This is a genomic window from Nitrosomonas sp. sh817, from assembly GCF_030908545.1.
Classification (GTDB): Bacteria; Pseudomonadota; Gammaproteobacteria; order Burkholderiales; family Nitrosomonadaceae; genus Nitrosomonas.
This window is the reverse complement of record NZ_CP133083.1, coordinates 2,975,058-2,994,950: the sequence shown is the minus strand read 5'-3', so window position 1 is coordinate 2,994,950 and position 19,893 is coordinate 2,975,058. Positions and strand designations below refer to the sequence as shown.

Annotated in this window: 23 protein-coding genes; 10 read left to right on the top strand and 13 right to left on the bottom strand. The window is 48.5% G+C overall.

Annotation, left to right across the window (positions count from 1 at the left end):
• Positions 1-62: 62 nt before the first annotated feature.
• Entirely contained in the window at positions 63-788 is a 726-nt protein-coding gene (locus RBH92_RS14200) for a response regulator transcription factor (RefSeq protein ID WP_307932645.1), read from the bottom strand.
• Between the two features lie 423 nt (positions 789-1,211).
• Here RBH92_RS14200 and RBH92_RS14195 point away from each other — a divergent pair, with 423 nt between their 5' ends.
• The gene (locus tag RBH92_RS14195; protein ID WP_307932644.1) at positions 1,212-2,039 is read left to right on the top strand and encodes an inositol monophosphatase family protein; all 828 of its coding nucleotides are present in this window, start codon (positions 1,212-1,214) and stop codon (positions 2,037-2,039) included.
• Positions 2,040-2,116: 77 nt separating this feature from the next.
• On the opposite strand, the gene scpB is transcribed toward RBH92_RS14195, so the two are convergent.
• From scpB to RBH92_RS14160, 7 genes are read right to left on the bottom strand one after another with little or no spacing between them, the layout of a single operon-like run.
• Positions 2,117-2,758, bottom strand: coding sequence for an SMC-Scp complex subunit ScpB (gene scpB / locus RBH92_RS14190; protein WP_292922372.1), 642 nt, complete (start codon positions 2,756-2,758; stop codon positions 2,117-2,119).
• Entirely contained in the window at positions 2,733-3,536 is an 804-nt protein-coding gene (locus RBH92_RS14185; RefSeq protein ID WP_307932643.1) for a segregation and condensation protein A, read from the bottom strand. Before RBH92_RS14185 ends, scpB begins: the two co-directional genes overlap by 26 nt.
• A 20-nt stretch (positions 3,537-3,556) precedes the next feature.
• Positions 3,557-4,759 (bottom strand): tryptophan--tRNA ligase, encoded by a 1,203-nt coding sequence (locus tag RBH92_RS14180; protein ID WP_292922374.1) that lies wholly within the window; start codon positions 4,757-4,759, stop codon positions 3,557-3,559.
• Positions 4,749-5,048, bottom strand: a complete 300-nt coding sequence (locus RBH92_RS14175; protein ID WP_307932642.1) for a hypothetical protein — start codon at positions 5,046-5,048, stop codon at positions 4,749-4,751. The genes RBH92_RS14180 and RBH92_RS14175 overlap by 11 nt, the downstream gene beginning before the upstream one ends.
• A gap of 28 nt (positions 5,049-5,076) precedes the next feature.
• On the bottom strand, positions 5,077-5,742 hold the full coding sequence (locus RBH92_RS14170) for a site-2 protease family protein (RefSeq protein ID WP_307932641.1): 666 nt from the start codon (positions 5,740-5,742) through the stop codon (positions 5,077-5,079).
• Positions 5,735-6,367, bottom strand: a complete 633-nt coding sequence (locus tag RBH92_RS14165) for an L-threonylcarbamoyladenylate synthase (RefSeq protein WP_292922376.1) — start codon at positions 6,365-6,367, stop codon at positions 5,735-5,737. Before RBH92_RS14165 ends, RBH92_RS14170 begins: the two co-directional genes overlap by 8 nt.
• 41 nt (positions 6,368-6,408) lie before the next feature.
• Positions 6,409-7,269 (bottom strand): 3',5'-nucleoside bisphosphate phosphatase, encoded by an 861-nt coding sequence (locus tag RBH92_RS14160; RefSeq protein ID WP_307932640.1) that lies wholly within the window; start codon positions 7,267-7,269, stop codon positions 6,409-6,411.
• Between the two features lie 220 nt (positions 7,270-7,489).
• Between RBH92_RS14160 and RBH92_RS14155 the strand changes: the two genes are divergently transcribed.
• A complete protein-coding gene (locus tag RBH92_RS14155; RefSeq protein ID WP_307932639.1) occupies positions 7,490-8,632 on the top strand; it encodes an NnrS family protein in 1,143 nt (380 codons plus the stop codon).
• Positions 8,633-8,776: 144 nt separating this feature from the next.
• Here the strand turns inward: RBH92_RS14155 and RBH92_RS14150 are convergent, their stop codons facing one another.
• From RBH92_RS14150 to RBH92_RS14135, 4 genes are all read right to left on the bottom strand, one after another.
• Positions 8,777-9,448, bottom strand: a complete 672-nt coding sequence (locus RBH92_RS14150) for an RloB family protein (RefSeq protein WP_307932638.1) — start codon at positions 9,446-9,448, stop codon at positions 8,777-8,779.
• Entirely contained in the window at positions 9,435-10,718 is a 1,284-nt protein-coding gene (locus RBH92_RS14145; protein ID WP_307932637.1) for an AAA family ATPase, read from the bottom strand. Before RBH92_RS14145 ends, RBH92_RS14150 begins: the two co-directional genes overlap by 14 nt.
• Positions 10,719-10,856: 138 nt before the next feature.
• Positions 10,857-11,135, bottom strand: a complete 279-nt coding sequence (locus RBH92_RS14140) for a type II toxin-antitoxin system RelE/ParE family toxin (RefSeq protein ID WP_307932636.1) — start codon at positions 11,133-11,135, stop codon at positions 10,857-10,859.
• Positions 11,132-11,380, bottom strand: a complete 249-nt coding sequence (locus RBH92_RS14135) for a type II toxin-antitoxin system Phd/YefM family antitoxin (RefSeq protein ID WP_307932635.1) — start codon at positions 11,378-11,380, stop codon at positions 11,132-11,134. Before RBH92_RS14135 ends, RBH92_RS14140 begins: the two co-directional genes overlap by 4 nt.
• Positions 11,381-11,572: 192 nt before the next feature.
• On the opposite strand from RBH92_RS14135, the gene RBH92_RS14130 reads away from it, so the two are divergent.
• A complete protein-coding gene (locus RBH92_RS14130) occupies positions 11,573-12,112 on the top strand; it encodes a histidine phosphatase family protein (RefSeq protein ID WP_307932634.1) in 540 nt (179 codons plus the stop codon).
• 143 nt (positions 12,113-12,255) lie between these two features.
• On the opposite strand, the gene cysB is transcribed toward RBH92_RS14130, so the two are convergent.
• Positions 12,256-13,191: an HTH-type transcriptional regulator CysB gene (gene cysB, locus RBH92_RS14125; protein ID WP_307932633.1), complete on the bottom strand. Its 936-nt coding sequence runs from the start codon at positions 13,189-13,191 to the stop codon at positions 12,256-12,258.
• Between the two features lie 355 nt (positions 13,192-13,546).
• Between cysB and RBH92_RS14120 the strand changes: the two genes are divergently transcribed.
• The 7 genes from RBH92_RS14120 to RBH92_RS14090 all read left to right on the top strand — a co-directional run bounded on the left by RBH92_RS14120 (position 13,547) and on the right by RBH92_RS14090 (position 19,664).
• Positions 13,547-13,777 carry a hypothetical protein gene (locus RBH92_RS14120; protein WP_292922386.1) on the top strand — a complete coding sequence of 77 codons (231 nt, stop codon included), beginning with the start codon at positions 13,547-13,549 and terminating at the stop codon, positions 13,775-13,777.
• A 43-nt stretch (positions 13,778-13,820) separates the two neighbouring features.
• Complete coding sequence (locus RBH92_RS14115) at positions 13,821-15,560, top strand: nitrite/sulfite reductase (RefSeq protein WP_307932632.1); 1,740 nt, start codon at positions 13,821-13,823, stop codon at positions 15,558-15,560.
• On the top strand, positions 15,560-16,099 hold the full coding sequence (locus tag RBH92_RS14110) for a DUF934 domain-containing protein (RefSeq protein ID WP_307932631.1): 540 nt from the start codon (positions 15,560-15,562) through the stop codon (positions 16,097-16,099). The genes RBH92_RS14115 and RBH92_RS14110 overlap by 1 nt, the downstream gene beginning before the upstream one ends.
• Positions 16,092-16,790 (top strand): phosphoadenylyl-sulfate reductase, encoded by a 699-nt coding sequence (locus RBH92_RS14105; protein WP_292922390.1) that lies wholly within the window; start codon positions 16,092-16,094, stop codon positions 16,788-16,790. The genes RBH92_RS14110 and RBH92_RS14105 overlap by 8 nt, the downstream gene beginning before the upstream one ends.
• Before the next feature lie 76 nt (positions 16,791-16,866).
• Positions 16,867-17,772, top strand: a complete 906-nt coding sequence (gene cysD, locus RBH92_RS14100) for a sulfate adenylyltransferase subunit CysD (protein WP_307932630.1) — start codon at positions 16,867-16,869, stop codon at positions 17,770-17,772.
• Positions 17,773-17,900: 128 nt separating this feature from the next.
• Positions 17,901-19,184, top strand: a complete 1,284-nt coding sequence (gene cysN, locus RBH92_RS14095; protein ID WP_307932629.1) for a sulfate adenylyltransferase subunit CysN — start codon at positions 17,901-17,903, stop codon at positions 19,182-19,184.
• A gap of 84 nt (positions 19,185-19,268) precedes the next feature.
• Entirely contained in the window at positions 19,269-19,664 is a 396-nt protein-coding gene (locus RBH92_RS14090; RefSeq protein WP_307932628.1) for a response regulator, read from the top strand.
• The last annotated feature ends 229 nt before the right edge of the window (positions 19,665-19,893 follow it).

The window sequence follows — 19,893 nt, the reverse complement described above, 5'->3', positions numbered from 1 at the left end:
AACTTCGGGCATCTTGCGGGATAAATAACTTTCTTATGGGATAGTTGTCCCTATCCTTCGGGTTAAATGTCCGTGTCGGCCGGGTTAAATGTCCCGATCAAGTAGGATTCTTTGAAGTAATTGTACAAAGGTGCTTTCAGGCACAGTTCAATCTGTTTCTTAACGCCGATTTTCTTATAGATAGCCGACAGTTGATTACGCACTGTTTTCTCGGTAATTAACAATTGCCCGCTAATTTCCTTGGCCGATAAGCCCTTGCATGCAAGGTAGGCGATATGGCGTTCGCTGTCGCTTAATTTTGGCGGATTGGCTAATTTCGCGGCGGCTGGCAATTCTGCGCAGGGCTTGGGGCTGAACTGCGCTTGCCAGAGCAATTTGGTGACATTGCGATCAAACCAGATTTGCCCGGTATGAATTGCATAGATGGCTTTAAGCAGCATGTCGGATGAGTGCTGTTTGCTGATAATACCGGCGGCTCCGGAGCGGAATGTTTGCAGGTGCGTTTGCTCGTTATTGTGATGTGAAAAAGCCAACACTTTGCTTTGCGGGCTGATTTGCAGCAGTTTGGCGATATCCTCGGCATAATTTTGGTTGCTGAGGAGTAAATCCATCAAAATTACGTCGGGGTTATGTTGCGAAGTTAAATTGAACAGATCTTCTATGGAATTCGTGTCTGCAATCAGACGGATGATAGCGTGCTTTTCAAACAACGATCGTAAGCCAAGATTGACTAGCTCAAAACTCTCGGCGACCAGAATGCGTATTTGGGTGCTTGACGGCTCAACCATGCTTGTTATTGTTTTTTTAAATTGAGTAAAGCCTTTACAGGACTGAATTTCATATTGATCGAGCTATATCTTTTGCGAGTGATTAATCAGTATTTCCATAGCTTAATCAGATGTTTGTAAAGAATTTTTATAATATGTTATTTTCTCAAACAATTTTAGCAAATCCATTTAACAATAAGAAGATGATATTTATCCCGATAAATCGCCATTTGTTGGTTTTTTTGAAAAAAATATCCCGGTTGTCGCTGTGTGTAATTCTAAAATTGATCGTATTGACGCAAAAGTGTCTTGAATCGAAGCGGAGTTTTTTGCTACGCGCTGATCCATGGTTTCGCAAAACGATTCAAATTCCTACAAAACCGAGCAGGGGCGATCGATTCATATTAAAATCGCAACTTTTGCCAATTTCCACGAATCAATTGTATGCATCCGATGTTGACCATTGCGGTGAAAGCCGCGCGCCGTGCTGGTAGTATTATAAATCAAGCTTCGCAAAACCTGGATTTGCTGACGGTATCGAAAAAATCACACAGTGATTACGTCAGCGAGGTGGATGGCGCAGCGGAAGCGGCGATCATCAAGGTGCTGCATTCAGCTTATCCGGATCATGCGATTCTGGCAGAAGAAAGCGGCCGTCAAGGTGATCACGAAAAATCGGAGTTTTTGTGGATCATCGATCCGCTGGACGGCACCACCAATTTTTTGCACGGTTTTCCCAAGTATTCGGTTTCCATCGCACTCAAGCATAAAGGGATATTAACCCATGCGGTGGTTTACGATCCGAACATGAATGAATTGTTTACGGCAAGCCGGGGCACCGGCGCATTTCTGAACGACCGCCGCATTCGTGTCAGTAAACGCAACAAACTGGATGATTGTTTGATCGGGACCGGGATACCGTTTCGCGATTTGACGCATTTGGACGCGTATCTTGCCATGTTCAAGGATATCGTGCCGCGCACCGCGGGCATCCGCCGGCCTGGTTCCGCCGCGTTGGATCTGGCGTATGTCGCAGCGGGTCGTTATGATGGATTCTGGGAGATCGGTTTGGCGCCTTGGGATATGGCGGCCGGTTGCTTGCTGATTACCGAAGCCGGTGGTTTGGTGGGCGATCTGGAAGGCAACGGCACATTTCTGGAAAGCGGTCAGATCATAGCCGGCAGTCCTAAAGTATTCTCGCAACTGCTGCAGTTGATCACGCCGCACCTGACACCTGCACTGATTGAAGCGCAGCGCGCCACTAAATCCTAGCGCTGATTAATTGAAATCACTTTGGTGCGCGGTACTCGTTTCTTCGCCTATCTTGCAGATAGGTTTCGTCCGCCGTATTAATCTGCGTTTTCCTTCTGATCCGTTGAACCGGTTTCCGTAAAAGGCAGCGCCTGATTCCGGTTGTCCGGTTCGATCAAGGATTGCATCTCTTCCAGCGGCGGCAGTTCTTCCAATGTCCGTAAATTCAGATCGTCGAGGAAATGCGATGTGGTGGCAAACAGCGCCGGTTTTCCCGGCACATTGCGATGCCCGACCTCTTCGATCCAGCCGCGCGCCAGCAGCGTTTTGAGTACTGAGGTGGAGACGCTGACGCCGCGGATTTCTTCGATATCCCCGCGTGTAACCGGTTGCCGGTAAGCGATGATGGCCAGCGTTTCCAGCACCGCGCGCGAATAGCGTGGTGTTTTTTGCGGCGCGAGCTTTTCCAGGAACGGTTGCATTTCAGGTTTAGTCTGGAAGCGCCAGCCGCTGGCGACAGTGACCAGTTCAATGCCGCTGTCGCGCCATTTGCCGCGAATTTCTTCCAGCAGCTTTGAAATGACCGGATGGCTCAATTCCTGATCGAATAATTTCCGCAATTCACTAACCGGTAGCGGCTCTTGCGTGGAAAGTAAAACGGCTTCCAGAATTTGTTTTGCTTTTTCCGGATTGAGCGATTCTAAAGTGACAGGATTAGGCGATGTCGACGGCACGGACATAGATGGTTCCGGAATCGTGGGATTGAGAAATTTCCAGCAGTAATTCCTTGGCCAGTTCGAGTATCGCCAAGAAAGTGACCACCACCTCGGCGACCGTCGCGGAAGCGCTGAATAAGTCGTAAAACTCGACTTGTTTCCGTGCGCGTAAGTCGCGTAAAACCTGGCTCATATAAGCGCGCACCGAAAGCGTTTCACGCTTGACCTGGTGATGCCGGTTAATCTTGGCGCGCGCCAGAATGGCGATCCAGGCATTCCGCAGATCATCGCTGCCGATATTGGGCAATTGGATGGTTTCATCGCGTTCTATCCAGATCTGAGCGATGCTGAAATCACGCTCGGCTTGAGGCAATCCATTGAGCCGGTCCGCGGCTTTTTTCATTTGTTCATACTCGAGCAGGCGCCGCACCAGCTCGGCACGCGGGTCGCATTCTTCCATCGTTTCAGTTTTTGGCTTGGGGAGCAGCATGCGCGATTTGATTTCAATCAATAGCGCGGTCATCAGCAAATATTCCGCCGCCAGTTCCAATTGATCGATCCGCATCATTTCGACATAGGTCATGTATTGCTGTGTCAATTCCGCCATCGGGATGTCGAGAATGTTGAGATTGTGCTTGCGGATCAGGTACAACAACAGATCGAGCGGCCCCTGGAACGTATCGAGAAAGACTTCCAGCGCATCCGGCGGGATGTATAAATCGTGCGGGATTTCCAGTAACGGTTCGCCGCAAATCCGGGCAACCGGCTGCGGTTCGGCGGAGTCAATGACCGGATTCACCATTGGCTAGCGGCTAACCGGATTCAGGAATAATTCAAACCCATTGCTTCGCGGATGTCCCGCATGGTCTCTTCCGCCAGCTTGTTGGCTTTCTCGCAGCCGTCGGCGATGATGTTGCGCACCAGGGTCGGGTCTTCTTCGTATTTTTTGATGCGTTCATGCATCGGCGCTTGCTCGGCGAGAATCTTATCGATTACCGGCGATTTGCAATCAAGGCAGCCGATTTCGGCGTTCTTGCATCCCTTTTGCACCCAATCGCGGGTAGCGTCGTCGGAATACACCAGATGAAATTGCCACACCGGGCATTTGGCGGGATCGCCCGGATCGCTGCGGCGCACCCGCGCCGGGTCGGTCGGCATGGTGCGCACTTTTTTGCGGATGCTTTCCGGGTCTTCGCGCAAGCTGATGGTGTTGTTGTACGACTTGGACATTTTCTGCCCGTCCAGTCCCGGCATGCGCGAAGCTTCGGTCAGCAGTGTTTCCGGTTCGGTCAGGATCATTTTGCCGCCGCCTTCGAGATAACCGAACAAGCGTTCGCGGTCGCCCAGGCTTAAGTTTTGCTGTTCATTCAGCAATGAACGAGCTTCTTCCAGGGCATTTTCATCGCCCTGTTCCTGATACAGCGTGCGCAACTCGGTATACAGCTTCGATTTTTTCGAGCCGAGTTTTTTGATCGCGGCTTCGGCTTTTTCTTCAAAACCGGGTTCCTTGCCATAAATATGGTTGAAACGGCGGGAGATTTCGCGGGTAAATTCCAGATGCGGCGCTTGGTCTTCGCCAACCGGCACCAAGTTGGCGCGGTAAATCAGGATATCGGCGCTTTGTAACAGCGGGTAGCCAAGAAAGCCGTAAGTGCTCAGGTCTTTTTCCGACAGTTTTTCCTGCTGATCTTTATAAGTGGGAACGCGTTCCAGCCAGCCGAGCGGCGTCATCATCGACAGCAGCAAATACAATTCGGCGTGCGCCGGGACTTTGGATTGAATAAACAGAATCGCCTGCGCCGGGTCGACACCCGCGGCCAGCCAGTCGATGACCATATCCCAAACATTTTGCTCGATGATTTCAGGCGAATCGTAATGGGTTGTCAGCGCGTGCCAATCCGCGACAAAAAACAGGCATTCGTATTGTTGCTGCAATTTCACCCAATTTTTCAAGACGCCGTGATAATGTCCTAAATGCAAGCTCCCGGTGGGACGCATACCCGATAAAACGCGATCAGCAAACATATGGATACCCTAGTATTGAAATGTTGTTAACAGGCCTTTGAAAAACTATCTGCGTTGCCGCTACGGTGTTAAAAACAAGCTCAAAATGCTCATTTATTCCGCATAAACTGCGCTTTTTCGCTTGTTTTTGCCTTGTATCGGCTGCCTCGAAAACGTTTTTCAGCGGCCTGCTAAGGAAACGCTGATTAATTGACTGCACAAATGAAACGCTTTGTTGCGGGGTACTCACATCCTTGTCTATCTGATTGCTATGTCTCTGCTGTTGCGTTCCGCGCGCTTCGCGCTTCATTATGTTCGACGAATTATTCAGCATTTCCTTAAATATATAACTCAAAAAAAGATACGATAAAAATTTTCACCCACAGAATGACCGGTCCGATCAAAGCGCCCAATGCGCCGCTGAATAACAATAACAGTAAAATCATAAAGCCGTAAGGTTCGATCTGGGAAAATTGATAAGCCAAACGATGCGGCAGCAGGCTGACCGCCATCCGTCCGCCGTCGAGCGGCGGCAGCGGCAGCAAATTCAGCACCATCAGAATCACATTGATTTCGATACCGGCGATGCCCATCAGAGCGAGCGGTTTGGCGTAGCTGATCTCGGGCATTAGCAACGCCAATTTGATCATCAGCGCCCAGAAGAATGCCATGAGCAGATTAGCGCCCGGCCCGGCGGCAGCCACCCACAGCATATCGCGTTTCGGATGGCGCAAATTGGCGAAATTGACCGGCACCGGTTTGGCCCAGCCGAATAAAAACCCCGCGCCGATGGTCAATTTACTGAGAATGAATAATGTCATCGGCACCAGAATCGTGCCGACCGGGTCGATATGGCGAGCCGGATTGAGACTGATGCGCCCGGCGTTGAAGGCGGTCAAATCGCCGAATTTCTTGGCCATATAACCATGCGCCGCTTCGTGCATGGTAATGGCGAGAATGACCGGCAATGCGTAAATGGCAATGCCTTGAATGATCTCATCCATGGCTGATTCCAAACGGTTCGAGGCTGCCTTTGCCGGGGCGTACCAATTCCGGCACATCGGTGGTCAGGTCGATCACCGTGGTCATGTCGATGCCGCAAGATCCGGCATCCATGACGAGTTCGACTTGATGTTCCAACCGCTCTCGGATTTCTTCCGCATCGTTCAGCGGATATTCGTCACCCGGTAATATCAACGTGGAACTGAGCAAAGGCTCGCCGAGTTCTTCCAGCAAAGCCAGCACGACCGGATGATCCGGAATGCGCAGACCGATGGTGTTGCGTTTCGGATGCTGCATGCGCCGCGGCACTTCGCGGGTGGCTTGCAAAATAAAGGTATAACTGCCCGGCGTCGTGGCCTTCAGCAAGCGGTATTGACTGTTGTCGACTTTGGCGTAGGTGGCGATTTCCGCCAGATCACGGCAAACCAGCGTGAAATGATGCCGTTCGTCCACCTGCCGGATGGTGCGGATGCGCGTCATTGCGTCTTTGTCGCCCAAATGGCAGCCCAAGGCATAACAGGAATCGGTCGGATATACAATAATACCGCCGCTGCGCACGATGGCAACGGCTTGTTTAATCAAGCGTAAATGCGGAGTATCGGAGTGAATCGCGAAAAATTGGGCCACGGTAATACGGTTGTGCGGTGAAAGAGAGTTAAATCAGTGCGTCAATAAACAAGCTCGGCGGTCGATGACGATCTAAAGTGATGCCAAACAGGCGTGCAACCCAATGGAAATTCCGGCAATTGTCCCAGGTCGAAATGGCTTTCTCCCGGCCCATGAAAATCCGAGCCGCAGGAAGCCAATAAATTCCGGTCGTTGGCATAACGCGCAAAAAGCTGCATTTGTTCGTGAGTGTGGCTGGATGTGACCACTTCAATCGCCGAGCCGCCCAACGCGGCAAATTCATCGAGCAGATCGTTCAACACATTTTTGCCGAGATCGTAACGCCCGGGATGCGCGATCACCGCTCGGCCGCCGCTGCCGCGAATCCAATCGACGGCATCGCTCAATGGCGCCCATTCATGCGGGGTGTAGCCCGGTTTACCCTTGACCAGATATTTTTTGAATACCGATTTAACGTCCTTGGCATAACCTTGTTCGGCCAAAAAGCGCGCGAAATGCGTGCGGCCGATGAGGCTGCGCACGCCGACAAAGGTGTAGGCGCCTTCCAGACTGCCCTGAATGCCGATTTTTTCCAGTTCCGCGGCGATATTTCTGGCGCGTTGCGTGCGGCCTTCGCGCACTTTTGCCAAACCCTCGGCCAATGGGGCATAATTCGGGTCGATATCCAATCCGACAATATGGAGCGTGCGTCCGCGCCAACTGACGGATATCTCAACACCATTGATAAAATCAATGCCTTTGGCTTCCGCGATCTGACGCGCTTCCGCAAGTCCGGCAATATCGTCGTGATCGGTCAAGGCCAATGTTTCAACGCAGCGCAGCGCAGCGCGCTCGACCAATTGGGTCGGCGTCAGTACACCATCGGAAATCGAGGAGTGGCAATGCAGATCGATATTAAGCATGAAAATTCGTTGAACACCAGCGGGACACGCATGATAGCAAATATCCGCAGTGAAGAGAAATAATTGGATTGGATAATGAAACAGATAGTTAGCCCCATCAACCGCTTACAATTGAAGAAAAACCACTATGGAAAATCAGATCAACAGCTCGCTTAACTTCCGTGATTATCTCTCCGCCGCGCCGCATCGCAGCCTGTTTCTGGCAGGCGCATTACAAGGCGTGCTGACTGTGTTGTGGTGGATTTTCGACCTGACCGGACGCTACGGTATCGCCGGATCGGTGACCAATTGGAGCGTCGCGCCGACCTGGGCGCATGCGTTTTTGATGGTTTACGGTTTTTTTCCGTTTTTTATTTTCGGTTTTCTGTTTACTACGTATCCGAACTGGATGAACGGTGAAAAGGTAAAACCGCAAGAATATATCGCCACCTGTGCTTTGATGGCAGTGGGCGTGGTGCTGTTTTATGCCGGCCTGCTGACGCATAAAGCGATCAGCATTACCGGCGTGGAATTGATGCTGACCGGTTGGGGCATCGCGGTGTACGTGCTGCTGCGCATCTTGCTTACCGCCCCGGCGGAGGACAAACGTCACGCCCGGGTTACCAGCGTTGCATTGGTAATGGGATGGTTGGGTATGCTGGCGTATTTGGTATGGCTGGTGACCGGCGCTGCACTGGCGCTCGATTGCGCGCGCGCTGCCGGATTGTGGTTTTTCCTGCTGCCCATCGTGTTGACCGTGTCGCACCGCATGATTCCGTTCTTCTCCAGCCGCGTGCTCGACAATTACGAAATGGTGCGGCCGTTTTGGATGCTGTGGCTGATGCTCGCCTTTATCGCCGCGCACGGCCTGCTGCAATGTTTTGAACTGACCGGCTATCTGTGGCTCGCCGACTTTCCGCTGGCTGGGTGTGCGCTGTATTTATCGTACCGCTGGCAATTGCAACGCAGCTTTCAAGTAAGCCTGTTGGCGGTGCTGCACATCTCGTTCGCCTGGTTCGGTGTGGCCATGGCGCTGTACGCCGTGCAAAGCCTGGTGTATTTCGCCTCCGGTAATTTTATTCTGGGACTCGCCCCGCTGCACGCGCTCGGCATTGGTTTCTTCTCTGGCATGATCCTCGCCATGGCCTCGCGCGTCACCCTCGGTCATTCCGGACGGCCACTCGAACTCGACCGCTTCACCTGGCTGCTGTTCCTGGGCTTCCAGGCAACCGCCGTCATCCGCATTCTGGCCGACCTCATCCCAGCGATTGCGGCGATGTTTTACGTGCTGGCGGCACTGGTTTGGTTAGTGTGTTTTGGGTTGTGGGCGGTTAAGTTCGCACCGATTTATTGGCGTGCGAGGGTGGATGGGAAGGCGGGGTAAAAGGTGTGTGATAGCACAGTCACATGATTATCATGACTCTAGACTAAAAGCTTACAGCTGCTAACCTAGGAAAATGCTGAATAAATTACCGAAAAATCAGTTTCCCTGAAACCCAACCGTATTATTATTCATGAATATTATTGGTTAAGATTTTATTTGTTGTAGGAATGATATCAACTCATGTACACGAGTGGTTGGATTATCTGTGCAAACCGCTTCAGCTGTCTGTAAAGAGAGATTAGCATTAACTTTTGCTTGATCAAGCAGATTGATAAGTTTTTCAAATATGCCATGCTGCCCCTTGCTATATTTGACCATTCCGACATTTGAAGTTAATTGAATTAAAACTTGATTGCAGGCACTGTTGTTAGGTAATGCTCTGAATGGTTGTGTAGTGAAGGTAAAATGGAGCAATAGCCAATATTCAAAACAGGGTACGGAATTGATTGCAATGTAGGTATCCTTTGGGTTTGCGGTACGAATGGCATTCATGGCTTTGTCATAATTGGAATGTGTATCTTTATCAAAAACACAATAGACTTTATCGAATGCGTCTCCACTTACTTTTTCTTTGCGATAGAGCTTTTTCCCATATTCCACAACACTGACTGGATCAGAACCACAGCTACCATCAATTTTGACATTGACGCTACTTAAAGCATAGTAATCTTTTAGTTCTTCAAAGTAATTTGGCTCAGTTTTTTCACCTTCGCATACAATTAATACTTTGGCATACGGTTCGCGCTTTTCACCACCACGTGCCAGCTGCTTTGAGCTTTTGGCTTTATTTTTTTTGAAAAAATCATCCGTTCCCATTAAGTTTTTTCCTTAATGATCTAACATAAGGTAATGCACCATATCGACCTGATAAATAAGCTAATTCAAGATTTTCTCGACCTTTACGGGGACTAAAATCTGTGAGAGGATAAACGACAGTAGCATTTTGTTGATTTTTCTCACAAAACCAGATCTGGTCACGCCTAAATACCTCTTGGTTTAGAATGGAAGTTTCATGAGTAGTGAAAATCAGCTGTGCATTTTTAGGATTCGTTTCGGTATCGTGGAATAATTGCACTAAAAAATGTACCAATTTGGGATGCAGATTGTCATGCAACTCATCAACAAACAGGACATAACCGTGAGCTAGACAATCAATCCATGGGCCTGCAAATGCAAATAATTTTTGTGTACCATCGGATTCTTGCTCAAAATCAAAAACTACATCTGCACCGTCTATACTCTTGTGAACAGTTTTGATATCAATAATTTGTTTGTCTTTGAAATCGCTTGCAATTAACTCTTTTAAATGTGAAGGCATATCATCACTTAATTCATTAACATCAAAAGGCTTCTCTTTAATTACGATATCTTCAATATTCAAGTCAGCAGCATGTAAAAATTCCATCACTTGTGCTTTCTCGTTTTTATCACATAATGACGCACTAAAAATAGGACTCCACCCGTCGGAACTAGTGATTCTCAATGTGGTTTTGAACCAATCATAGATTGGTTGAAGTTGCTTGCTATTGAGTTGCACAGCAGTTGACAAAAAAAGCGCATTATCACGGGTAGATTTTTGCCATAATTGTTTCTCTCCCGAGAGATTGTCACATGGCTCCCAATCATAACGCTGATTTTCTATATTCCAGGTACGTCCAATCCAAAGTTGAGATCGTCCTTTTGGGTAAGCTAAGAGCCATTCTTCATGGACACGCTCTGTCGTAGCCGTAAATCCGTATTGATAGCGTACTTGACCAACGATGAAAGACACTTCAAATTCACTTGGTTTATCAAGTGCTGCTTGACTGAGACGAAAAGGAATAACTGGTAATTTGTCGCCTCGTTGAAAATTTGTTGCTGATTTTAGTACGATACGTTCCATGGTTTTCATGGCGAGTAATAAATTGGATTTTCCTCCAGCGTTTGGGCCATAGATAGCGGCTGATCTAAGCAGATGGTGCTCATTAGCAGCTTGGACTTTGAAAGCGTTGGATTCAACCAATTCATTGCCACTAGCTTTGACAAGACTAAATGTTTGACGCTCAAATAATGAACGAAAGTTAGCTACACTAAATTCGATTAGCATGGTCTTGCCTTCTAAATTGAATAAAATGACTTAATTTGTCAAAAATACCATGATATATTACTTTTAGTTGGTATGATAGCAGCACACTTTATATTAAGATGAAATTGGAGTGTATTGACACAAATCGGAGTTCCTATCCTATTTTAGTATCTCCTCATGACTGCCGGCATTCACCAGAATGATTTCTTTTTCAGTAATCATGATTTCCAACGTGATGCGGTAACTGAGATTGATCGATACCGAATGCAATCCGGTCAATTTGCCTGAAAGCGCATGGATTCTCAGCGAAGGGTGAAAAGGGTTGTAGCTGAGCAACTCCAGCACTTTGCGGTAGGGTTCTTTAAGTTCCGGGTGTTTTTGCGCGAAGCGGCGGGCGCGTTTTTTGTAGCTGTCGGTAAAAATGAGCGTGTAGCTCATTTGGCGAAAGTATCTTCAACGTGCTGATCGACTGTGTCCTTGCTGAATTGGCCGCTTGCCATGTCGCGTCGCGCTTCGTGCAGAGCGGCTTCCAGTTCCATTTCCCGCAAATAATGGTATTGCTCGATTTTCATTACGACGTAACACTCTTTGCCGCGCACGGTGATGACGTCTTCCGTTTTATCCGCCAGACTTTCTTCCACGCAGGCGATCCCTTTGGTTTTTAAATCGTTGGCTGTAATCATGATTAATCGTATTCTTAATAGTGCTGTGAAATATACGGTCGATAGGTGGGTGTGTCAATGCGCACTGGGAATATCGAAAAATAATAATGCTTATTCAATGAAATAACGTTTGAATACTGTTGTGCTAAGGAACCAGGCGCTATCTCAGATCTCAGGGTTCTGGATCAGAAAATACTAATTAAGGGGGATACCATGGATTTTTACTGCATGCGCCACGGGCGTACGAATTATAATGATCTGGGATTATGTAACGACGATCCGGCTCGTAATGTGTATTTGACCGAAACGGGGATTGTGCAGGCGGAAACCGCGGCGCTGCGATTACGAGATGTAGCTTTGAGCCGTATTTTGGTTTCTCCGTTGCCGCGTACCCGGCAAACGGCGGAGATCGTAAATCGCTATCACGCCGTTCCGATTGAGGTGCATGACGATTTGGCCGACATTCGTTCGGGTTTTGAAAGTCAGCCAGTGGCGGATTACTTTGCGGCAATTGATCATGATCCGCTACGCGCTCGGATAAATGGCGGTGAATCGTTGCTGGATCACAAGCTGCGGGTGTTGCGTTTTATCGACTGGCTGTGCGTTCAGCGAGATGAAACGCTGCTGGTGGTTGCACATGAAGAGACCATGCGGGTTTTTATCGCCCATTTCGAGGGCGGTATTGAGGACGCGCAGTTGCGCGATATTCATGTTGGCAATTGTGAATACCGGCATTACGTGCTGCCTCGTTAAGGAAACGCTGATTAATTGACTGCACGAGTGAATCACTTCGTTGCGCGGTACTCGCATCCTCGCCTATCTTATTGATATGTCTAGGTTGCTGCGTTCCGTGCGCCTCGTGCTTCCTCTCGTTCGCCGAATTAATCAGCGTTTCCTTAATTTCCGGGTTGAGGGTTTTTGAGTTTTGCCTGGATCGTGGCATGATCGAGATGCGGTGCGAACATTTCGATAAAATCGAAAACATAACCGCGGATATAGCTGTTGCGGCTGATGCCGATGCGCGTCGTGCTCGGTTCAAACAGGTGGCTGGCGTCGATCGACTTGAGATTTTTGTCCCGTTTGGCATCGAAAGCCATGTTGGCCAGAATCCCGATTCCTAACCCTAATTCCACGTAAGTCTTGATGACATCGGAGTCGATGGCGGTGAGTACGACGTTGGGTTCCAATCCCTTGTTGGCAAATGCTTGGTTGATTTTTGAACGTCCGGTAAAGGCAAAATCGTAAGTGATAATCGGATATTGATTGATTGCTTCCAACGTGAGTTTTTTCAGTTTCAGCAGCGGATGTTTCGGCGGCGCCACGACGCAGCGGTTCCATTCGTAGCAAGGCAGCATGACGAGCTCTTGAAAATGCTCGATCGCTTCGGTCGCAATCGCAATATCCGCTTCTCCGGATGATACCAATGATGAAATTTGCATCGGATTGCCTTGCCGTAGAATCAATTTGACCTTGGGATAGCGCGCAGTGAAGCGTTTTATCACGGGCGGCAGCGCATAGCGTGCTTGGGTATGGGTCGTAGCGATGGTTAAAGTGCCGCCGGCTTCGTCGGTGAATTCCTGGGCGATCCGTTTCAAGTTGTCCGCGTCACGAAGCATTCGCGTTGCGATTTTAATGATTTGTTCGCCGGGCGGGGTGATGCGGACGATGCGCTTGCCGTTGCGCAGAAAAATTTCGACGCCGAGCTCTTCTTCCAGCAACTGAATTTGCTTACTGATGGCGGGTTGCGAGGTATGCAGATTCTTGGCGGCCCGGGAAAGGTTCATATTGTGATTGGCCGTTTCGCACAAGTAACGGAGTTGCTGTAATTTCATGATCGATGGTACTCAGTAATAATAAAAAATTATATCTGTCTAATATAATATTATTTTGAATTATAAAAATGAATTGTTATGATGCTGCCCGATTAAAAAGACAATAAGAATATAACTGATTGTAAATTTTCTGTAGTTGCTTTCCGGATAAGCTTGAAGCGGTTTGTTTTGAAAGCGGCGCGGCCCGTTCCGATGAGAGATCCATCGCATTGGGGGTTCATTTTTTTGGTAAAATGCCGGATTTCATCCGCGCAATGTTGTGGCGCGGAAGCAATTTGATGAATTTTCCCTCGATTGTTCATTACAATCGAATAAAAAGAATAATACTGCAATCAGTTAACAAACAAGGATTGAGATGAGCACAAATATTGAGAATAAGCCTAAACAGGTAACCTGGTTTAATGGTTGTGGCGGGCGGATCGGCATTGTAGTCGGTCAATCCGGCGAGCATGCCTACATCGGGATGGCATTAAGGCATGATGAAGATGATGATGTCGACCATATCATGAAATACGGCGCCAAATTTCCGCTGGATGCCGCGCTAAAACTACCGGCGTCCAAAACCTATAGTAACGAGAGCAGTTAACCCTTAGTCCTAACTTTTTGAATCCTTAGTAAGGAAAACAACTATGTATCGTTATGATGAATATGATCAAACAATCGTTAATGAACGGGTTAATCAATACCGTGATCAGGTACGCCGCCGCCTTTCCGGTGAATTAAAGGAGGAGGAGTTTATTCCTTTGCGTTTGCAGAATGGGCTGTATATGCAAATTCACGGCTATATGCTGCGCATCGCGGTACCGTATGGCTTGATCTCTTCGAAGCAAATGCGCATGTTCGCGCATATTGCGCGCAAATACGACCGTGGCTACGGCCATTTTACGACGCGCCAGAATATTCAGTTCAATTGGTTGAAACTGGAAGACACGCCGGATATTCTGGCGGATCTGGCATCGGTGGAAATGCACGGGATACAAACTTCAGGAAATTGTGTGCGTAATATTACCTCGGATGAATTTGCCGGCGTGGCGCCCGATGAGATCATCGATCCACGGCCCTATGCCGAGATTCTGCGTCAGTGGAGTACGTTCAATCCGGAATTTGCCTATTTGCCGCGCAAATTTAAAATAGCCATCAGCGGCGCCAAAGATGACCGCGCTGCGATATACGCGCACGACATCGGTTTGGCCGTGACCAAAAATGCGCAAGGCGAAATTGGATTCCGCGTACTGGTCGGTGGCGGATTGGGCCGTACCCCGATTATCGGTAGTGAAATCCGGGACTTCTTGCCGTGGCAACATGTATTGACCTACGTCGAATCGATTTTGCGGATATATAACCAATATGGCCGCCGGGACAACAAATATAAAGCGCGTATCAAAATTCTGGTAAAAGCGTTAGGGATTGATGAATTCAAACGCCAGGTTGAGGCCGATTGGGCCGATATCCAAGACGGTCCGGGCACTTTGACGATCGAAGAGGTCAATCGTGTCGCGTCGTTCTTTGTCGATCCGGCGTATGAGACATTACCTGACCACGATTCGAGATTGAACGAATTTAAAGCGGACAGCCGGTCTTTCTCGCATTGGCTGGCGAAAAATGTCATGCCGCACCGGGTTCCCGGTTACGCCATTGTGGTTTTGTCGTTGAAGAAGCCGGGCAATGCGCCGGGAGATGCCACCGCAGAACAGATGGACGCGGTTGCCGATTTGGCGAACCGTTACAGCTTCGGCGAATTGCGTATTACGCATAAACAAAATTTAGTTCTGGCGGATGTCCGGCAAAAGGATTTGATCAGCCTGTGGCAAGAAGCGACCCGCTACGAATTGACGACACCGAATATCGGTATGTTGACCGACATGATCAGTTGTCCGGGCGCGGAGTTCTGCACGCTGGCCAATGCCCGTTCAATTCCGTTGACGAAGTTGATTGCCGAGCGCTTCGAAGATCTGGATTATTTGTATGACATCGGTGAAATTTCAATCAATATTTCCGGTTGTGTCAATGCTTGCGGGCAGCACCATATCGGCAATATCGGGATAACCGGCGTGGAAAAGAAAGATCACGACGAATGGTATCAAGTATCGATCGGCGGATCGGAGGGCAACGACAGTTCCATTGGTAAGATTCTCGGTCCGTCATTTACCTTTTATCAAGTTCCGGAAGTGATTGAACGCTTGATCCAAGTGTATCAGCGCGAGCGCGTCGACGGGGAGCGCTTTATTGACACGGTGCGCCGCATCGGCCATGCGCCTTTCAAAGACCATGTGTATGCATCGGAATTTGTCGCGCAGGAAGAAGTGACGGATCCGCATGCCGTGGTACCCGCGCAATATGACATTCCCTACTATTCACCGAGGTTCTAATGGGCGCGATCATTAAAAATAAAACCATCGTGACGGATGATTGGGCCGTATTGCGGCTGGAAGCGGATCAAACGCCCGAGGATGTTGCCGTTGCACCGGGAAAGATCATCGTTCCTTTGAAAGTCTGGCAAGCGCAGCGCGAAACATTGCAACAACGCCCGGAAATCGGGGTATGGTTGGCCAGTGACGAACGCCCCGAGGAATTGAAGGACGACATTCAAAAATTCTCGGTAATTGCAGTCGATTTCCCTAAATTTTCCGATGGGCGCGGTTATTCGACTGCTTACAACTTGCGCGCCCGTCTGGGTTATAGCGGAGAATTACGCGCCATCGGTGATGTATTGCGCGATCAGTTGTTTTACATGCGGCGTGTCGGTTTTGATGCTTTTGCAACACGCCCGGATCGAAGCATTGAAGAGGCATTGAAAGGGTTGAGTGATTTTTCCGAGGTTTATCAAACGGCTATCGATCAGAAATTGCCATTGTTCCGGCGTGTGAATCGTCAGGGTAATCCGGCTGCGGACAAAGTGAATGACTGAATTACAGGAAAAAATTGATCAGGTTGTGGCAGTTTTGACTGAAACCATCACTGATTTTGCCCCCGTTACGTTTGCCAATAGTTTGGGCGCGGAAGACATGGTGTTAACCGATATCATTGAACGTTTTCAACTGGATATCGAAATGTTCAGTCTGGATACCGGCCGTTTGCCGCAAGAAACCTACGACTTGATGCAAACTGTGAGAAATAAATACAAAAAGCCGCTACGTATTTTTTTTCCGAATGTCAAACAAGTTGAATCCTATGTTGCGGAGCATGGCGTTAACGGCTTTTATGAAAGTATCGAATTGCGCAAAGCATGCTGTCATATGCGTAAAGTCGAGCCATTGCGACGCGCCTTGCAAGGTAAGCGCGCCTGGGTAACAGGAATTCGCCGTGAGCAAGCGGCTACCCGGATCGGTTTGAAGGTTTCGGCTTATGATATGGATAACCGCATGCAAAAGGTAAACCCGTTGCTGGAATGGTCCAATGCGGAGGTCTGGCAATATCTCAAACACTTTGAAGTACCGTATAACGCGCTGCATGATAAGTTCTATCCCAGTATCGGTTGTGCGCCGTGTACACGCTCAGTCACGCCTGGTGAAGATATCCGTTCCGGACGGTGGTGGTGGGAAGCGCCGGAAACCAAGGAGTGCGGACTGCATACCGGGAAAGTCATTCCATTAAAATAATCGGATTGGATTGTGGTAAATCTTTGCTGCAATCTAATCAGAAATGATCCATTTTTATCAGTTGAGAGAAAAAATAATGAGTCATCACACATTTACCCATCTTGACGCGTTGGAAAGCGAAGCGATTCATATCATGCGTGAAGTGGCGGCAGAGTGTGCCAATCCGGTACTGCTGTTTTCCGGCGGTAAGGATTCGATCGTGTTGTTAAGACTGGCAGAAAAAGCGTTTCGCCCCGGCCGCTTTCCTTTTCCGCTCATGCATATCGATACCGAGCACAATTTTCCCGAGGTTATCGAGTTTCGCGATTATCGCGCGAAGCAATTGGGTGAACGCTTGATCGTACGCAGTATGGAAGATTCGATCAAGAAGGGTCGTGTGGTATTGCGTTCGGAAACACAGAGCCGGAATGCGTTTCAGTCGGTCACGCTGCTGGATGCCATTGCCGAATTCAAATTTGATGCGTGCATCGGCGGCGCGCGCCGGGATGAAGAAAAAGCGCGCGCGAAAGAGCGGATTTTTTCTTTCCGGGATGAGTTTGGGCAGTGGGATCCAAAAAATCAGCGCCCGGAATTATGGGACATTTATAACACCCGCACGCATCCGAGCGAAAATATCCGGGTTTTTCCCATCAGTAATTGGACGGAATTGGATGTTTGGGAATATATTGCGCGTGAAAAACTGGAAGTCCCGAGTATTTATTTTGCGCATAAACGCGATGTCATCCGGCGCGATGCCGGGATACTCCCCGTATCCCATTTGGTGCAACCTCAGGCAGGCGAGCAAGCGGAAAAAATCATGGTGCGGTTCCGTACCGTGGGCGATATGAGCTGTACTTGTCCGGTGGAATCGGAAGCGGCTACCGTGGACGAGATTATCGCCGAGACCGCAATGACCCGGATTACTGAGCGCGGTGCTACGCGGATGGACGATCAAACATCGGAAGCGTCGATGGAATTGCGCAAAAAAGAAGGATATTTCTAGTATTGTTGCAGTAACGGAAACCGATGACCGGCCTGCGGCCAATCAATTCAATACTTTAATACTTAACAAATCGAACGGCTTGTTTGAAATTTAATATTACGCGCTACGATTTTCCGAAGGAAACCTAAATGTCGATCATTGAAAAAATATCGCTTGATCAAACCGAATTACTACGCTTCATCACGGCCGGTAGTGTTGATGATGGCAAAAGCACCCTGATCGGCCGTCTGCTGCACGACTCAAAATCTATTTTTGAAGACCAATTGACATCCATTACCAATACCACGCGTAAACGCGGTTTGCAAGGTGTTGATTTATCCCTGTTGACCGATGGCTTGCAAGCCGAGCGCGAGCAAGGGATTACGATTGACGTGGCTTATCGTTATTTTGCGACACCGAAACGGAAATTTATCATTGCGGATACGCCGGGCCATGAGCAGTACACGCGTAACATGGTAACGGGAGCATCCACCGCCAATCTGGCGGTCATTCTGATCGACGCCCGTAAGGGTGTGCTGACGCAATCACGTCGCCACGCATACCTGGCAAGCTTAGTGGGTATTCCGCATTTGGTGGTCGCCGTCAATAAAATGGATTTGGTCGATTATTCGCAAGCGGTTTTTGAAAAAATATGCGAGGATTTTTCGGCTTTTGCGGTGAATCTCAATTTACGGAATATTAATTACATTCCGATGTCGGCGCTCAACGGCGATATGGTGGTTGAACGTGGCGATCATCTCGATTGGTATCAAGGCACGACACTCATGGATTTGCTGGAAACCGTATCGATCGAGGATGACATCAATCGTGATGATTTCCGGTTTCCGGTTCAGTGGGTATGCCGGCCGCAAACCAAGGAATTGCATGATTTTCGCGGCTACATGGGGCGCATTGAATCGGGTTCGATCCGTACCGGCGACTCAGTCACCGTATTGCCGTCGGGTTTGACATCCCGCATTAAAGAGATTCTCAAATATGAAGGTCCTGTTGATGAAGCATTCGCGCCTCAGTCAATTACGCTGACTATCGAAGATCATTTGGATATTTCACGCGGTGATTTGTTGGTCAAATCCAGTGACGCACCTCAAGTTACCAAAGAATTCAATGCCATGCTCTGCTGGCTTTCCGAACAGCCGCTGGATACCGCGCGCAAGTATCTGATCAAACAGACGACACGCATTGTAAAAACGGTGATCAGCAGAATTGATTATCGCGTTGATGTCAATACCATGGATCGTGAGACGGTGAGCTCACTGAAAATGAACGACATCGCGCATGTCGGGATAAAAGTGCAACTGCCGCTGGTTTGCGATGATTACGCGCGAAACCACGCAACGGGCAGTTTTATTATTATTGATGAAAGCAGTAATAATACCGTTGCAGCCGGTATGATTTCAGTTTCTGGTAATTAAGATCTCATTGTTATGCCGGGCAGGAGCATTTTTTAGCAGAATGTTTACTGGAATTATACGAGTTACAGGAATTGACCGGAGAATATGCAGCAGAGGTTAAAAGGCTTTAATATCCTGGTTGTAGAGGATAATGAACTAAATCAGCAAGTTGCAAAATGGCTTCTGGAATATAACGGCGCGGTGGTTGTGATAGCGAATCATGGCCAAGAAGCGCTAGATATATTGGAAGCGGAAGCATTTGATTGCGTGTTGATGGATATTCAAATGCCGGTTCTGGATGGCTTGGAGGCCACACGTCTGATTCGTGCCAATCCGCAATGGTCCGGTCTGATTATTATTGCGATGACAGCGAATGCCGATGAGCATCATAAAGAATTATGCCATGTTGCCGGGATGAACGATTTCTTAGCTAAGCCGATCGATCCCGATTTGCTGGTCGATGTTCTTTTGAAATGGTTGATATCGGGAAGCGCCGATTAACGGAACTGCGTGTTTCAATTGCGCTGCGATTTCTCGTACGATGCGGCAGGTAATTGCCAGTGTTTCCTTTGGGAAGGTTTAAAGGTTAAATTATTGATAATAACAATGAGAACAAATGGTAATAGCGATATTGAATGAAAAATCAGGGACGGTACGAGGTATTTGTTTGCAATGCCTATGATCGATCGATTTTTCAGGTAAGGATAGAATAATAACGATTAAAAATTGG

What these genes read in the sequence shown, in the direction of transcription:
- RBH92_RS14200 (WP_307932645.1), bottom strand. Translation starts at nt 788, where the DNA reads ATGGTTGAGCCGTCAAGCACCCAAATACGCATTCTGGTCGCCGAGAGT.
- RBH92_RS14195 (WP_307932644.1), top strand. Translation starts at nt 1,212, where the DNA reads ATGCATCCGATGTTGACCATTGCGGTGAAAGCCGCGCGCCGTGCTGGT.
- scpB (WP_292922372.1), bottom strand. Translation starts at nt 2,758, where the DNA reads ATGTCCGTGCCGTCGACATCGCCTAATCCTGTCACTTTAGAATCGCTC.
- RBH92_RS14185 (WP_307932643.1), bottom strand. Translation starts at nt 3,536, where the DNA reads ATGGTGAATCCGGTCATTGACTCCGCCGAACCGCAGCCGGTTGCCCGG.
- RBH92_RS14180 (WP_292922374.1), bottom strand. Translation starts at nt 4,759, where the DNA reads ATGTTTGCTGATCGCGTTTTATCGGGTATGCGTCCCACCGGGAGCTTG.
- RBH92_RS14175 (WP_307932642.1), bottom strand. Translation starts at nt 5,048, where the DNA reads ATGAAGCGCGAAGCGCGCGGAACGCAACAGCAGAGACATAGCAATCAG.
- RBH92_RS14170 (WP_307932641.1), bottom strand. Translation starts at nt 5,742, where the DNA reads ATGGATGAGATCATTCAAGGCATTGCCATTTACGCATTGCCGGTCATT.
- RBH92_RS14160 (WP_307932640.1), bottom strand. Translation starts at nt 7,269, where the DNA reads ATGCTTAATATCGATCTGCATTGCCACTCCTCGATTTCCGATGGTGTA.
- RBH92_RS14150 (WP_307932638.1), bottom strand. Translation starts at nt 9,448, where the DNA reads ATGGGAACGGATGATTTTTTCAAAAAAAATAAAGCCAAAAGCTCAAAG.
- RBH92_RS14145 (WP_307932637.1), bottom strand. Translation starts at nt 10,718, where the DNA reads ATGCTAATCGAATTTAGTGTAGCTAACTTTCGTTCATTATTTGAGCGT.
- RBH92_RS14140 (WP_307932636.1), bottom strand. Translation starts at nt 11,135, where the DNA reads ATGAGCTACACGCTCATTTTTACCGACAGCTACAAAAAACGCGCCCGC.
- RBH92_RS14135 (WP_307932635.1), bottom strand. Translation starts at nt 11,380, where the DNA reads ATGATTACAGCCAACGATTTAAAAACCAAAGGGATCGCCTGCGTGGAA.
- RBH92_RS14130 (WP_307932634.1), top strand. Translation starts at nt 11,573, where the DNA reads ATGGATTTTTACTGCATGCGCCACGGGCGTACGAATTATAATGATCTG.
- cysB (WP_307932633.1), bottom strand. Translation starts at nt 13,191, where the DNA reads ATGAAATTACAGCAACTCCGTTACTTGTGCGAAACGGCCAATCACAAT.
- RBH92_RS14120 (WP_292922386.1), top strand. Translation starts at nt 13,547, where the DNA reads ATGAGCACAAATATTGAGAATAAGCCTAAACAGGTAACCTGGTTTAAT.
- RBH92_RS14115 (WP_307932632.1), top strand. Translation starts at nt 13,821, where the DNA reads ATGTATCGTTATGATGAATATGATCAAACAATCGTTAATGAACGGGTT.
- RBH92_RS14110 (WP_307932631.1), top strand. Translation starts at nt 15,560, where the DNA reads ATGGGCGCGATCATTAAAAATAAAACCATCGTGACGGATGATTGGGCC.
- RBH92_RS14105 (WP_292922390.1), top strand. Translation starts at nt 16,092, where the DNA reads ATGACTGAATTACAGGAAAAAATTGATCAGGTTGTGGCAGTTTTGACT.
- cysD (WP_307932630.1), top strand. Translation starts at nt 16,867, where the DNA reads ATGAGTCATCACACATTTACCCATCTTGACGCGTTGGAAAGCGAAGCG.
- cysN (WP_307932629.1), top strand. Translation starts at nt 17,901, where the DNA reads ATGTCGATCATTGAAAAAATATCGCTTGATCAAACCGAATTACTACGC.
- RBH92_RS14090 (WP_307932628.1), top strand. Translation starts at nt 19,269, where the DNA reads ATGCAGCAGAGGTTAAAAGGCTTTAATATCCTGGTTGTAGAGGATAAT.